Here is a 14,867-nt window from a genome sequence, read left to right on the forward strand (position 1 = left end):
AACCGGATGAAGGTTCCGGTGAGCCGATCGAAGTTCATTTTCAATCGCAACAAAAGATGGATCATTATGTCTTGCCGCCGGCCACCCTGTTAAATCCGACAAAGAAAAGGCAGGGCCGGGAGCAGGAAAACGTCCATGAAAAAGCGCAAACCCTGCAGGACAAACTGGAAAGCTTCGGAGTCAAAGCAACGGTGGGGGAAATACACCGGGGACCGGCTGTCACCCGTTATGAAATCCGTCCGGAAAAAGGGGTAAAGGTGAGCCGGATTGTCAACCTGGCGGATGACATTGCCCTGGCGCTGGCGGCCAAAGATATCCGGATTGAAGCCCCGATCCCGGGAAAATCGGCGGTCGGGATCGAAATCCCCAATTCCAAAGTCGCGCTGGTGGGGTTAAGAGATGTGTTGGAGAGTGCGGAATATTTGGGATCGCAATCCAAGTTGAGCATTGCCCTGGGGCGGGATGTGTACGGCAAACCCATCGTGGATAATCTGGCCAAGATGCCTCATCTGTTGGTGGCGGGGGCAACCGGATCGGGAAAAAGTGTTTGCATCAACGGGATCATTGTCAGCCTGTTGTACAAAGCGCGTCCGGACGAAGTGAAATTGATGATGATTGATCCCAAAATGGTTGAACTCAATGCATACAACGGAATTCCCCATTTATTGATCCCGGTGGTCACGGAACCGCGCAAAGCGGCCGTGGCATTGAAAAAAGTGGTGGCGGAAATGGAAAAACGCTATGAATTGTTTGCCAAGCACGGGGCCCGCGACATTGAACGCTTCAATCAATTGGTGAAAGAAAAAGGATTGGAAGAGACAGCCCCCCTTCCTTACATCGTTGTCATTGTGGATGAGTTGGCGGATTTGATGATGGTCGCCCCGGCCGATGTGGAAGATTCGATTTGCCGGCTGGCGCAGATGGCCAGGGCTGCCGGGATTCATTTGATCATCGCCACCCAGCGTCCGTCGGTCGATGTGATCACCGGCGTGATCAAGTCCAATATCCCGACCCGGATTGCTTTTGCCGTTTCATCGCAGGCCGATTCCCGCACCATCCTGGACATGGGGGGAGCCGAGAAATTGCTCGGACGCGGGGATATGTTGTATTTGCCGACGGGGGCATCCAAGCCGATCCGGATCCAAGGGGCATTCCTTTCGGATGAAGAAGTGGAGCGGGTGGTGAAGTTTGTCAAGGAACAACAAGAACCGGATTATCAGGAAGAAATGATTCCCAAATCCCCTGACAAAAATAAATCATCCGTCGACGACGAATTGTTCCCGCAAGCGAAAAAACTGGTCATTGAAGCGCAAACGGCCTCCGTGTCTTTGTTGCAGCGCCGGTTGCGGATCGGTTATACCAGGGCGGCCCGCCTGATTGACATGCTGGAGGCCAAAGGGATTGTCGGCCCGTATGAAGGGAGCAAGCCCCGCGAAGTGTTGGTTTCATCGCTTGACAATGAAACCGGGGAGAGGAAAAAAGAAGCCGTGAAATGAGCTTTTCAGAGAAAAGAATTTTTTTGTCGGACAGACGATCATAATAAATGGTGAACATTTCTAACCGGTGCCGGATTCGTCTATAATAGGGGTAATTGACTTGATGAAAAAGAGGTGAATAATTTGGGTTTTGCTCAGTTTGAAACAGGCTCGATCGGGAATATTCGTGTCCATGTTTGTAACAGCGAAAAGTTTAAAACCACGACGCTGATGGCATTTATTCAACAGGAGTTGTCCCCGGAAACCGTAACCAAAACCGCATTGCTCCCTCAAGTGTTGCAGAGGGGGACACAGTCCCATCTGACCACCCTCTCTTTCCGTCAGAAATTGGATGAGTTGTATGGGGCCATTTTGTTCGGGGATGTATTCAAGCGGGGAGAACGGCATATCATGCAATTTGGCATGGAACTGGCCAATGAACAATATCTGAAGGAATCCCCTTTGCTCCTTGCGGAAGGGATCCGGTTTTTCAGCGAGGTGTTATTAAAGCCGGCGTTGGAAAATCAAGCATTCAAATCTTCCTATGTGGAAGCGGAAAAGAAAAATTTAAAACAGAAAATCGAGAGCTTAAAGGACGATAAAATCCGCTATGCATCCCAACGCATGATCGAAGCCATGTGTCAGGGAGAGCCGTATGCGTTGTTTAACCACGGACGCCTCGAAGACTTGCCAACCATTGACCCGTCATCGTTGTATACATATTATCAAGAGGTTTTGTCCGAATGCCCGGTGGATTTTTATTGCGTGGGTAATGTATCGGCGGACGAAGTGTTGAAATTGCTTGAAAAAGAATTTTCGTCCATTGCGGGTAAAACGCGGAAAACGGTACAGACCCAAACGGCTTCCCGTCCGGTGAAGGAAGAACGGGTCGTGATCGAACGGATGAATGTCAATCAAGGGAAACTGAACATCGGTTGCCGGACCCAAACCACGATAAAAGATCCGGATTATCCGGCGCTCATGATGTATAACGGCATTCTGGGCGGCTTTCCGCATTCCAAGCTGTTCAGAAATGTGCGTGAAAAAGCGAGCCTCGCGTACTATTGTTCTTCCCGATTGGAAAGCCATAAAGGCCTGTTGCTCATTCAATCCGGGATTGAAATCGCCAACTATGACCAAGCGGTTCAAATCATCAAAGAGCAGTTGGAGGAAATCCGGCAAGGAAACATCAGCGATCAGGAACTGGAGCAGACCAAGGCGACATTGTCCAACCAGTTGCGCTCTCAAATGGACCGGTCTTATGAGATGATCCAATTCCATTACCAATCCGTCTTGAACGGAAAAGATTTGCCGCTGGAAATATTATTGGAGCAAGTGAATGCGGTGCAAAAGGAAGACGTGCAAAAAATAGCGGAGAAAATCCGGTTGGATGTGATTTATTTTTTACGGGACCGGGGAGGGAATGAACATGCAAAAAGTGGAGTTTGATCAAATTCAGGAATCTCTGTTCTTTGAAGAGCTAACCAACGGCTTGAGTGTTTATGTCCTGCCGAAAAAGAATTTCTTTAAAACTTATGCCACGTTTACAACCAAATACGGATCCATTGACAACACTTTCCGGGTAAGGGGGAAAGAAAAGCACGAGGTTCCCGACGGCATTGCGCACTTTTTGGAACATAAAATGTTTGAGCAGGCATCGGGGGAAGACGTGTTCCAGGAGTTTTCGCGGCAGGGGGCTTCAGCCAATGCGTTTACCAGCTTCACCCGGACAGCTTATTTGTTTTCCAGCACGGGCCAGGTGGAAAAAAACCTGACAACCTTGCTTGATTTTGTGCAATCGCCGTATTTTACGGAGCAAAATGTGGAGAAAGAAAAAGGGATCATCGGGCAGGAAATCCGGATGTACGATGACAACCCGGACTGGCGTGTTTATTTTGGCTTGTTTGAAGCCATGTATCACCATCACCCCGTTAAAATCGACATCGCCGGAACCGTGGAGTCCATATCAAAGATCACCAAAGACTTGTTGTACACTTGCTATGAAACCTTTTACCATCCGAACAACATGGTCTTGTTCATCGTCGGGCCGGTGGATCCGGAGGCCATCATCCGACTGGTGAAAGAAAACCAACAGAACAAGTCTTTCCCGGACCAGCCGGAGATCGAACGCTTTTTCCCGGATGAGCCTGAGGAAGTGGCCGAACCCGTCAAGGAAATCGAGCTGAGTGTCGGAATTTCCAAATGCATGTTTGGATTCAAAGAAAAAGCGGACAAGGTGAACGTAAAGGGAAACGAGTTTCTCAAACAGGAAATGGCCACCCAGATCGTCTTGGAAGCATTGCTCGGCCCGGCTTCCAACTTGTACCAATCCCTGTATGACGACGGATTGATCGATGACGGTTTCGGGACGGACTACACCCTGGACCGGGGATTCGGGCTGTCCATGATCGGAGGGGATACCCCCGATCCCGACCAATTGCTTCAGCGGATCAAAAAAGAATTGCCGCCTTTGATCGAAAAGGGACTGGACCAAGACACTTTTGAACGGATCCGCAAAAAGAAGATCGGTGCGAATCTGCGCTATTTGAATTCCCCGGAATGGATCGCCAACCAATTTACCGGTTACCGGTTCCATGATGCCGATTTATTTGACCTGGTTCCGTGTCTGGAGGCTTTGACGTTGGAGGAAGTGAACCGGCGCATGCAGGAACACATGCAGTGGGACCGGTTTGCCGTTTCCATCGTGCGGCCGTCCCGGGATTAAAGTCACCAATCACCAAATAACCGTGAAAGCGTCCTTGTTCAAAAGGGCGCTTTTGTTTGAAAGGATGGAAAATATGCAAGCGTTAAAAGGAAAAACCGCTTGGATCCTTGGTGGCAGTGGGGGAATCGGGCGGGACATTTGCATCAAACTGGCCGGATTGGGTGCAAATATTGCCGCCGGTTATTTTTCCCGGCGGGAGGAAGCGCAAAAAGTTGCCGGGGAATGCAAAGAAAAAGGGGTCTTAGCTTTTGCCTTTCCGGTGGATTTAAGGACCCGTTCCTCCGTCGCTGAGGTTTACCGGCAAATTTCCATGTATCTGTCTCCGCCGGATATCGTGATTCATGCGGCCGGAACATCCAAATGGGGATTGATTCAGGATTTTTCGGATCATGACTATGAAATGCTGATGGATGTTCATGTCCGGGGCGCTTTTTATCTGGCGCAAACCGCGCTTCCCCGCATGATCCGGAAAAAAGACGGGCGGATCATTTTGGTCTCCTCCATATGGGGGCAGACCGGCGGTGCGGGGGAAGTGTTGTATTCCGCTGCCAAGGGAGCGCAAATCAGCATGGCCAAGGCCCTGGCCAAAGAAGTGGCGCCAAGCGGCATCACGGTGAATGTCATTGCGCCCGGAGCCATTGACACTCCTTTGTTGGACCGGCAATTGCCCGGGGAGGAAAAACATTCGCTGGCGGAGGACATCCCGGCCGGCCGTTTGGGGAGCCCGGAGGAAGTGGCGTCGCTGGCTGCTTTTTTATGTCTCCCCCAAGCTTCCTATATCACCGGTCAAGTCTTTGCTGTCAATGGCGGTTGGTATACATAAAAAGAAATCATTCGATTCATATTAGAAGTAGATCCATGTATCAGATCAAAGGAGGAAAAAGAAATGTCTGTTTTGGACAACTTTCAGGATTGGAAAGAGTTTTTGCATAACCGCGTGGACCAAGCCCGCCAGCTGGGAATGAGTGACCAGGACATCAAAGATTTGGCCCATCAACTGGGGGATTATCTGGCCAAGGATGTGGATCCGCAAAACACCCAGGAACGTCTTTTGAAAGATCTTTGGAGTGTGGCGGACGAAAACGAACAACAAACGATCGCCAATTTAATGGTCAAAATGGTGAACGATGGAAAAAGATGAATGTTTGTTTTTTATTTTAAAACACCCAAAAACGGGTGTTTTATTTTTTTGATAAATCTAATTCTCAATGTAATACTTTTTTGGCACTTTGCGGTTATGCTATACTAATTAACATATTAATCTTTTGAATTTAGCGTTTGAAACGGGAGAGGGTGGGGTGTTGTCATGGATCACCAGGAATGGTATCTGGAATATCAGATTCATAAAAACCGCCCCGGACTGATGGGGGATTTGGCGTCCATATTGGGGATGCTTACCATCAATATCGTCACGATTAACGGTGTGGAGAAAAACCGGCGGGGATTACTGCTCCGTACCGATGATAAAGAAAAGATTGAGGCGTTAAGGGAAATTTTGACAAGAGTTGATAACATCACCATTACTGCTTTGCGCCCTCCTCAACTGGTGGACCGGATGGCGGTCAGACACGGCCGTTACCTGGAACGGTGTGTGGCCGATGAAAGAACGTATCGATTCACAAGGGAAGAGCTGGGGCTTTTGGTGGATTTCATGGCACATCTTTTTAAAAAAGAAGGGGCTCAGTTAATTGGCATCCGGGGCATGCCCAGGGTCGGGAAAACCGAGTCTGTGGTGGCTGCCAGTGTTTGTGCCAATAAGCGTTGGACATTTGTTTCGTCCACATTGTTAAAACAGACGGTCCGCAGCCAATTGGCCCAGGATGAACTTTCAGGCCAAAACGTGTATATTATTGACGGGATCGTTTCCACGCTCCGCTCGACCGAACGCCATGACATGCTGGTCCGGGAAATTTTGCGCATGGACGCAACCAAAGTGATTGAACATCCGGATGTGTTCATCAGGGAAACAGAGTATACTTTGGATGATTTTGATTACATCATTGAATTGCGGAATCATCCGGATGAAGTGATTTCGTATGACCGATTGGATGAAAATCATGGATTTTAAACGTGGCAAAAGCTTTGCTGCAAGGGGAGGGATCAAAAATGTCGGGGATTGGAGACTATTTGAAACAGGTCCGGCAGCAACGGGGGTATTCTCTGGAAGAAGTAAACAGAATCACGAATATTCACATAAAATATTTGCATGCGCTGGAAAATGACCGTTTTGATTTGCTGCCAAGCCCTTTTTATGCCAAGGCTTTTTTGAGAACCTACGCGAAAAGCCTCGGTGTGGATACAAAACCATTGTTGGACCATTTTGACAAGCTGATGAAAATGCGTCCCAATCAGGAACAGTCCAAAGCCTTCACGCCCCCCAAACCGGCATCCCGGACACAAATGTTGCCGAAACCAAGCGGAAAATTTCTTCCTCCGAAAGGACAAGCGCAAAGTCCGAGACCGAACGGGCTGTTGGGCGGAAGTCCGTTCCGTCAGCCAATCAACCCGGAGCCTGAACCGGCCAAAAAATCTTTGTCTTCTGCGCCGAATCCCGGATTGAATTTTCGTCCGGAAAATCAGCAAAATCAGCTTCCGCCGGTTCCGGAAGTGCCGAAAGCCCCGGAACAACCGGCCGGACTGCAACCAACGAAAAACCCGGAACCGTCAACCCAAACACCCGTACCTCAAACGACGCTGTCTCTGCCTCCGCTTGAAGCCACGCAACAGCATCTGTTAACACCGCGCCGGGTTGCCATGGAATTGAAAAAAAAACAAATGAAAGAGAAAAAAGAAAATGTCAAAAAGAAAAAACATACGATGATTGCCATGGTTGTCGGTGCTTTGTTATTGTTAAGCGGAGGAGTGTATGTTTATCTCCATGATCATCAGACTTCCCAGCCCGAAAAACGCAATGCAATGGAATTTCCTTCCGGAAACGGGCAAATGGAGGATGTCAATGCAGCTTCGCAAAATTCGCCCACCTTGGAGGAAGGGGAAGAATCTTCGGATCCTTATGTCGGACAAGAGTTTTTGATCAAAAATGTCGATAAATTAAATGTTGTGTTAAAAGGGAGAAGCGGGGAATCAACGGTTTTGTATGCTCCGACACCGAAAGATCAGCCCCAAAAATTGACATTGCGTGTGGGGCAAGAAGTCACACTGGATACAGCCGGAAAAAACTATATTTGGTTCCGGTTGGGAACGCCATCTAATGTAGAAATCCTTGTTAATGATCAACAAATCAATACAGATGCTCAAGATGCTGAAAAAAGTTACGTGGTGAAAGTTCAGTAAGCCGTGAAGTTAGTTTGGGGAGGGTGCTTCGTTGTCCGTGGAAATCGGGAGGAGATTGAGAAGGGCGCGTGAGGCGTCGGGCTTGACTTTGGAAGAAGTGGAGAGAAGGACCAGAATTTCCAAAAGGGAATTGTTGGCGATGGAACAGGGGAGGTTTCAGTTTCACCCCAATCCTGCGTATGTTCGTTCCTGTGTCCGGGCATATGCAACGGTAGTGGGGGAAAATCCGCAACGGATGTTAAATTGGTTGCAACGGGCACAAGAAAGGACCACGCGCAGGGAACCAGCGGTCCGGAGAAATCTTCCGGACGGGCAGGGAAATGGCGGAGAGCTGTCCCGGTCCCGCCGCCGGTCAAACGGCTACGGACGTTCACAATCTCATACGAAACCGGATGATCCGCAGCAGGAGGATTATCCCCCTCAAAGGCAGGTGTACCGCCGATCGGAGAGAGAGGGGATGGAGGCGGAATCCGGCGAAGGTGAGTACAGCCGCCGGAGTCGCCGGCAGGCTTCCAAAAAGAAAACGTCCGTTTTTGATAAAATTTACTCGTATTTTTTATTATCGGGTGCAATTTTATTGGTGATTGCAACCATTTGTTTTTTATGGTTCCGATGGAGCAATGCCTGATCAAAAAGGCGGTTTCCCGGATTGGACAGGCCGGGGACCCCTGTCTTTTGAAATATCAGAATATATTGAATTTTAACCGGAGTTTTTCAGCGGAAAAATTGACGGTTTTTAAAAAAAGATTTAATTTCGGATGGCGTCAAGAGGGACTGCAGAAGAAGGCGTTTTTGACACATTTCGGAGACCATGGTATGCTTGAAACAAATTGTTGTTTCTATACAGCGCCGTCAAGATCATTGTTTTTTTATATATATTTACAACAACTCTCAGGCTCTTTTTTGTTTATGGGATGTTGTTTCAAAGAAAAGAAATAGATTTTGATTTCGGTAAAGAGTATGATAGAAGACGGTGTTTCAACTATCGATAAAAATGTTTACAACCAATCGAAAAGTGCTGGGAAAACAGCGAACACCATGAGAAAACCGATAATTTAACGGGTTGCTGAGCAGCATGTCTTTTGTTGTCAAAAGCGTATTGTTCAAACAGCCTTTCAGGAGGTGGCTGGGGTGTCTGTCGAAATTGGCTCATATCTTCGACAAGCCCGAGAAGCGATTGGAATGTCCCTCGAAGAATTGCAAGAAAAAACAAAGATCCAAAAATCATTTTTAATTGCGATCGAAAATGGTGAATTTGATAAATTGCCGAGCCCTTTTTATGTGCGGACATATCTGCGTTCTTATGCCAACTGCGTAAAAATCGAACCGCATCATATTTTGCGTCAGTACCGAAAGATGGAACAAGCGGAGAGATTAACCGGGGTACATAAAGCGGTCAATCCGAATGATCTTAATCAAAATCAGCAGACGCAAAAGTTGCCGCCGCTTGAAAAATACCAGTTGACGGGCAAAATGCCTGCCGTCAATCCAAGCCAATCGACGCAGCAAAACACAACGCGCATGAGAACATTGCCGATGAGTAACCAGAACAAGGGCCGGATCAATGCCCAAACGGCGCTGACGGCTTCCAAGACCATGATCAACCGGGTGAGCGATCAGGTGAAAGCGCGCCGGGACATGGGTTATCAGCAAGCGGGCATTCTGAATAAGGATAAAGACCAGACGGCTCAGGGGAACGTTGGCGGAATCAGTCCGAAAAAAGAATTGTATCCGACGGTTTCACGGAAAAACCACGGACAAACCAGGCCGAACCAAAGTTTGTTGCTTTCAAACACCGGAAAGGTGCCGCGTGTGTCCGGGCCGTTGACCCGGGTTTCGGATCAGGCAACCCGAAATTCCGGACCGGTGCCCCGGGTGACGGGTGCGATGAAAAAGCTGGATTTAAACGATGTCCCGATTCCATCGGTTTTGCCGGATGACTTGGAAAACGAATCGAAGACAAAAGAAGGGGAGCGTCAACGGTTGAGTCGCGTTGAACGCTTAAGTCGCAGTGCGTCCAAAAGCCGGAGATCTTTCAAAATATCCGGTTTGAATCTCAAAAGCCCCATTGCCATGGCGGTGGCAGGTCTGATTTTGTGTATTCCTCTGGGATGGGCGATTTTGTCTTTTACAGGGGATGACACCCAACCGGATTCCAATTCGACTGCACAAACCGCCAATGACCAAATGCTTGAGATTCCGCCTGAGAAAAAAGGAAAATTGCAATTGGCGCAACAAGATGTGAATGTGGTGCACTATCGTCTCCAGGATACCGATCAAATCGTGGTGATGGTTCATGCCGCCGGTGGAAAATCGCGGGTTGAGCTCAGAACCGATCTTCCTTCCGAGGGCGGGAGTGACCATTTGATCAAAGATGTGACGTTGCCCAAGGACGAAAAATGGAGCTACAAATATACATATGAAGGCAATCCGGACTTTTATGTCGGATTGAGCGCTCCGGAAGATGCGATTGTTTACGTGAACGGACAAGTCGTGAAATCGGCTCGGTATATTCACGTTCGCAGAGTGGATTGATTTTTTTTTTGGAAGCAAGTGCTTACCCGGCACTTGCTTTTTTGACGTTCATATTCTTCTGGGCTATACTGTATAAGTTAGAATTGAACAGAACAATCTACGGGAGGGACACGGCAGATGTCCAAGCCTTTTGAAGAATTAAAAAAGGCCAGGGAACAGAAGCAGCTGAGTTTGAAAGAAGCAGCGGAAAAAACCCGGATTGATGAAAAATATCTTGCAGCTTTGGAAAATGCTGAATTTTCCGGGCTTCCGGACCCTCTTTATGTGAGGGGGTTTATCCGCAGGTATTCAAAATTGTTGGAAATCGATGCAAAGCCGATGTTGGATGCATATAAAAAGTGGGAACAAGAAGAGCATCCCGAAGAGTCCCGGCCGGCCACCACGCTTCCGTCCCGGAGCAGCCGCACACAAGAATCATCCGGGCAAAAAAAGAAGTGGCTTGCCAAGTGGCCGGGTGTCCTCTGGGTTTCTTCCATCGCCGTTTTGTTGATCGCAGCCGGTGTGGTTACATGGCTGGTTCTCGATCAGGATTCATCCGACGCGGAAACCGTTCAGCTTGAGGAACCGCAAGCGGAAACGGCGGATGCCAAACCGGAGCCCAAAGAGCGTCCGCAGGTGGAATTGATTCAACCGGCTGAGAAAGGTGAACAAGGCGATGTGTACGGTGTTTCCAAAGCCGAAAAGGTGACGGTGAAAGTGGTGGCGGACAAATCAACAGAGATTCAGGTCCGTTCGGGGGGACCCACGGGGGAAGTGATTGCTTCCAAAGCATTGTCCCCGAACCAGACGGAAGAATTTTCCGATCCGGAGTGGATTTCTTTGCGGGTCGATCATCCCCATTATGTCAAACTTTATGTCAACGGGGTTTATATTGACACCTCTTTACAGCAGCAAGTTTCATTGTACCAATTCAAAAAGAAAGAAAGCACGGATGATGAATAAAAGCGGTTCAGCAGAGAGGATCCCTCTTCCTCTCTGCTTTTTTTGACACGCGTCAGATGCTTGGTTTATACTTACGAAAGAATTAAACGAGGAAGGTATGGGTTTAATATTAAAGGATGGATGCGTTTATACTAGAAAAATAAAGTTGATGGACAAAAAGCCGGATAACGGCTTTAAAAGATGGTACCGAGCAAGAGCGACGGCATTCCCTTCCTGGAAAATGCGAAACGCCGGAAATGAAGAAAGCTTCAAAGGCCGGCCCGGAAATGAATGGCGCGGTGTTTCCGCTGCTCCCGTGCGTACGGGGCTTTGAAAATCCTCTTCCTGTATTCATGATGATTTGTGTGAATATGGATGAAAATTTACATCAAAATGGTTATTGCCAGGGAGGTTGGATAGGATGAACCTGGCCAACAAGATTACATTGGCTCGTATTTTTTTAGTCCCCATTGTGATGATCTTTTTGTTGTTTCGCTTTGACATCGGAGAAATCCATGTGGGAGCGGCGAAGTTGACCGCGGGCGAATTGATCGCCACGTTTATTTTTATTTTGGCTGCCGTCACGGACGGGGTGGATGGATACATAGCAAGACGGAAAAAAATGGTGACCAATTTGGGGAAATTTCTTGATCCGTTGGCTGATAAACTGTTGGTGACAACGGCTTTGATCTCATTGGTGGAATTGCAGCGCCTGGAGGCGTGGATGGCCATTGTGATCATCAGCCGGGAATTTGCCGTGACCGGCCTCCGGATGATTGCGGTCACCGAAGGTCATGTGATTGCTGCCAGTCCGTTGGGAAAACTAAAGACCATCATACAAATTGTGGCGATTGTTTCATTAATGCTCAACAATGTTCCGTTCTCAACGATTTCATTTCCGTTTTCCATGATCGCTACCTGGCTGGCCGTGATCATCACGGTCATTTCCGGAGTGGATTACTTTTACAAAAACCGCAAGATCGTTTCATTGACCAATACACAGTAGTGTCGTCCGGGATTCGGCTAAAGAGAAAGGAAAGATAAAATGCAATCAGAAATCATTACGGTTGGTTCTGAATTGTTGGCGGGAGAAACGGTGGATTTGCATTCTTCTTATTTGTCCCGGGAACTCCATTCATTGGGGATTGATGTTCAATTTCACACATCGGTCGGGGATGATGCACAAAAGCTGCATGACGTGATTTCACTCGCACGCACGCGATCACAGTTGATTTTCCTGTGTGGCGGGCTGGGGCCCACCATGGATGACTTGACCAAAGAAACCGTTTCGGAAGTGACGGGGGTTCCGTTGGTTGAGGATCCGGAGGTGAAACGCCGTCTGGAGAAGTATTTTGAAGGACGGATGAAGGTGGTCCCCGCAAATAATTACAAGCAGACTTATGTTTTTTCCGGCGGTGTTGTTTTCCAAAACCATCATGGAACAGCTCCCGGTCTGGCTCTGCAGGTGGACGGGATCACTTATGTTTTGTTGCCGGGGCCTCCGGGGGAATTGGTGCCGATGTTTGAGAAGCAGGTACGTCCTTTCCTTCTGCGTGAAGTGATTCAGGAGGGGCAAGTGATTCTTGCGGAATCCCTTTCTTTTTTTGGATTGGGCGAATCGCTTTTGGAGGAGAAGATTGCCGATTTGATCCGGCAACAGGACAACCCCGTTTTGGCCACCTATGCCAAAGAATCGGGGGTTATGTTGAGAATCACGGCTTGGGCGCCGGATGAAGCGGAGGCCCGTCAGCTGATTGACCGGCAAAAAGCGAAAGTTTTAACCCGGATCGGGGAATATTGTTACAGCGAACAGGGTGAGACGCTGGAAGAAGTGGTTGTGGCCGGATTGATTCGCCATCAGAAAACAGTGGCGGTGGCGGAAAGTTGCACCGGCGGAAAATTGGCTCATCTGCTGACTTCCGTGCCGGGAAGCAGCCGGGCGTTCAAAGGCGGGTGGGTGACCTATACCAATGAAGTCAAAGAAAAAATTGCCTCGGTGCCGGCAGAATATTTGAATGAATATGGTGCAATCAGTGCACAAACGGCAGAACTCATGGCCCGAAACACGTTGGAATGTTTTGATTCGGATTTTGCACTCGGGGTCACCGGGGTCGCCGGGCCGGATCCGGCGGAAGGAAAGCCGGTGGGAACGGTATATATCGGATTGGCCGAAAAAGGACAGCCGGTGCGGGTTTATCAGTTCGCTTTGAAAGGATCGCGCAGGCGTATTCAGCTTTTGGCGGCGAATCATGCCTTATTTGTTCTTGAGCAATGTTTAAAGAAAGGTGAAACAACAAGATGAATCGTTTTGATCAGTTTCAATTAAGCCATGAAATATTAAACGGAATACACGATGTCGGATTTGAAGAACCTTCTCCGATCCAGGCGGAGTGTATTCCGGCCGTGCTCCGGGGGGAAGATGTCATCGGGCAGGCGCAGACCGGAACCGGAAAAACCGCAGCATTCGGTATTCCCATTTTGGAGCGGGTGGATCCGAAGCAGCCGCATGTCCAAAGCATCATTTTGGCCCCGACCCGTGAGCTGGCGATTCAAGTGTCGGAAGAATTGCGGAAGATCGGGCGCAAAAAACGGGTGAAAACATTGCCGGTGTATGGAGGGCAATCGATCGGGCGCCAAATCAAGGCTTTACAACAAGGGGTTCATGTGGTGATCGGGACTCCCGGCCGGCTGTTGGACCATTTGAGACGCGGCACGATCGATTCTTCCCATGTTGAAACCGTGGTGTTGGATGAAGCAGATGAAATGCTGGACATGGGATTTATTGATGACATTGAGCAAGTGTTCCGTTTTATGCCGAAACATCATCAATTGTTGCTTTTTTCGGCCACCATGCCTTCGGCCATTCGCCAATTGGCGAAAAAGTATATGCGCAAGCCGAAGTACATCACCGTCAACCGGGGAGAAGTGACGGTGCCGGTGATCCGCCAGATTTATTATCGCGTGTTGGACAGTTACAAGGTGGATGCCTTGTGCCGGATTCTTGACAGTGAAGAAGTGGATTTGGCGATTATTTTTTGCCGTACGAAAAAAGGCGTGGATGAATTGACGGATTCCTTGCAGGGGCGGGGCTACCTGGCCGGCGGACTGCACGGGGATCTGGCCCAGCAACAGCGGGATCGCGTGATGCAATCCTTCCGGAACGGAGAAATCGAACTTTTGGTGGCGACCGATGTGGCCGCCCGCGGCATTGATGTGGGTAGCGTGTCCCATGTAATCAATTACGACATCCCTCAAGATGTGGAAAGTTACGTGCACCGGATTGGAAGAACGGGCAGGGCCGGACGCAAAGGGGTGGCGCTCACGCTGGTCACCCCCAGGGAAATGAAACAGCTTCGCACGATTGAACAGGAAACGGGCACCAAATTGAAGGCCCGGGAACTGCCCACGTTGGAAGAGGTCGCGGCGAAACAGCAAGAAAGCTGGATGGCGCAGATTGAAAATACCATCCGTTCCGATGTGGATATGACGTTGTTTGAGGAAATGACCGGGGAGTTGTCGAAGAAATTTTCCATGGAAAAAGTGGTGGCGGCTTCGTTGTATCTTGCTTTTTCCGACCGGTTTGTCAAGAGCATTGACACCACTTACCATTTCGGGGAAACGGGGGCAGCGCCCGGAATGGTCCGCTTTTTTATCAATGTGGGGCGTAATGCCAATTTGCATCCGCAGGAATTGGCCAAAGCGATTTCGGAAAATGCGGGGATCAGCTTGAGGCAAGTGGGGAAAATCAACATATACGACCGCTTTTCTTTTGTGGAGGTTCCGGAGGAAGTCGCGCCTTTTGTTTATGAGGCGTTCCGGCAATCCAAAATCAACGGTTCCCGGGTTAATATGGAACCGGCCCGTCCCCGCAACCGTTCATAAAGGGCGGAAAACCTGAAAGAGCTCTTACTTTGTGG

13 protein-coding genes are annotated in these 14,867 nt (G+C 48.9%); all 13 read left to right on the forward strand.

The features are described from left to right. On the forward strand, positions 1-1,496 hold a 1,496-nt coding region (locus H1R82_RS10620; RefSeq protein WP_181821662.1), incomplete at its 5' end, for a DNA translocase FtsK. A 123-nt stretch (positions 1,497-1,619) separates the two neighbouring features. After that, positions 1,620-2,924 carry an EF-P 5-aminopentanol modification-associated protein YfmF gene (yfmF, locus tag H1R82_RS10625; protein ID WP_232334008.1) on the forward strand — a complete coding sequence of 435 codons (1,305 nt, stop codon included), beginning with the start codon at positions 1,620-1,622 and terminating at the stop codon, positions 2,922-2,924. Further along, entirely contained in the window at positions 2,905-4,200 is a 1,296-nt protein-coding gene (gene yfmH / locus H1R82_RS10630) for an EF-P 5-aminopentanol modification-associated protein YfmH (RefSeq protein ID WP_181732614.1), read from the forward strand. The genes yfmF and yfmH overlap by 20 nt, the downstream gene beginning before the upstream one ends. 73 nt (positions 4,201-4,273) lie before the next feature. Further along, positions 4,274-5,023 carry an elongation factor P 5-aminopentanone reductase gene (ymfI, locus tag H1R82_RS10635; RefSeq protein ID WP_181732613.1) on the forward strand — a complete coding sequence of 250 codons (750 nt, stop codon included), beginning with the start codon at positions 4,274-4,276 and terminating at the stop codon, positions 5,021-5,023. Between the two features lie 63 nt (positions 5,024-5,086). After that, complete coding sequence (locus tag H1R82_RS10640) at positions 5,087-5,341, forward strand: DUF3243 domain-containing protein (RefSeq protein ID WP_181732612.1); 255 nt, start codon at positions 5,087-5,089, stop codon at positions 5,339-5,341. A 165-nt stretch (positions 5,342-5,506) separates the two neighbouring features. Continuing rightward, a complete protein-coding gene (locus H1R82_RS10645) occupies positions 5,507-6,268 on the forward strand; it encodes a DUF3388 domain-containing protein (protein WP_181732611.1) in 762 nt (253 codons plus the stop codon). A gap of 38 nt (positions 6,269-6,306) precedes the next feature. Next, positions 6,307-7,494 (forward strand): helix-turn-helix domain-containing protein, encoded by a 1,188-nt coding sequence (locus H1R82_RS10650; protein ID WP_181732610.1) that lies wholly within the window; start codon positions 6,307-6,309, stop codon positions 7,492-7,494. A 37-nt stretch (positions 7,495-7,531) separates the two neighbouring features. Further along, complete coding sequence (locus H1R82_RS10655) at positions 7,532-8,122, forward strand: helix-turn-helix domain-containing protein (RefSeq protein ID WP_309544822.1); 591 nt, start codon at positions 7,532-7,534, stop codon at positions 8,120-8,122. Positions 8,123-8,625: 503 nt separating this feature from the next. Continuing rightward, positions 8,626-10,029 carry a helix-turn-helix domain-containing protein gene (locus tag H1R82_RS10660; protein ID WP_181732608.1) on the forward strand — a complete coding sequence of 468 codons (1,404 nt, stop codon included), beginning with the start codon at positions 8,626-8,628 and terminating at the stop codon, positions 10,027-10,029. 117 nt (positions 10,030-10,146) lie between these two features. Beyond that, positions 10,147-10,971: a helix-turn-helix domain-containing protein gene (locus H1R82_RS10665; protein ID WP_181732607.1), complete on the forward strand. Its 825-nt coding sequence runs from the start codon at positions 10,147-10,149 to the stop codon at positions 10,969-10,971. Positions 10,972-11,371: 400 nt separating this feature from the next. After that, on the forward strand, positions 11,372-11,956 hold the full coding sequence (gene pgsA, locus H1R82_RS10670) for a CDP-diacylglycerol--glycerol-3-phosphate 3-phosphatidyltransferase (protein WP_037996897.1): 585 nt from the start codon (positions 11,372-11,374) through the stop codon (positions 11,954-11,956). 39 nt (positions 11,957-11,995) lie between these two features. After that, a complete protein-coding gene (locus H1R82_RS10675; protein WP_181732606.1) occupies positions 11,996-13,252 on the forward strand; it encodes a competence/damage-inducible protein A in 1,257 nt (418 codons plus the stop codon). Then, positions 13,249-14,832, forward strand: coding sequence for a DEAD/DEAH box helicase (locus H1R82_RS10680; RefSeq protein WP_181732605.1), 1,584 nt, complete (start codon positions 13,249-13,251; stop codon positions 14,830-14,832). Before H1R82_RS10675 ends, H1R82_RS10680 begins: the two co-directional genes overlap by 4 nt. Positions 14,833-14,867: the final 35 nt, after the last annotated feature.

Origin of the sequence: Thermoactinomyces intermedius (genome assembly GCF_013912365.1) — a bacterium.
GTDB classification, from domain to species: domain Bacteria; phylum Bacillota; class Bacilli; order Thermoactinomycetales; family Thermoactinomycetaceae; genus Thermoactinomyces; species Thermoactinomyces intermedius.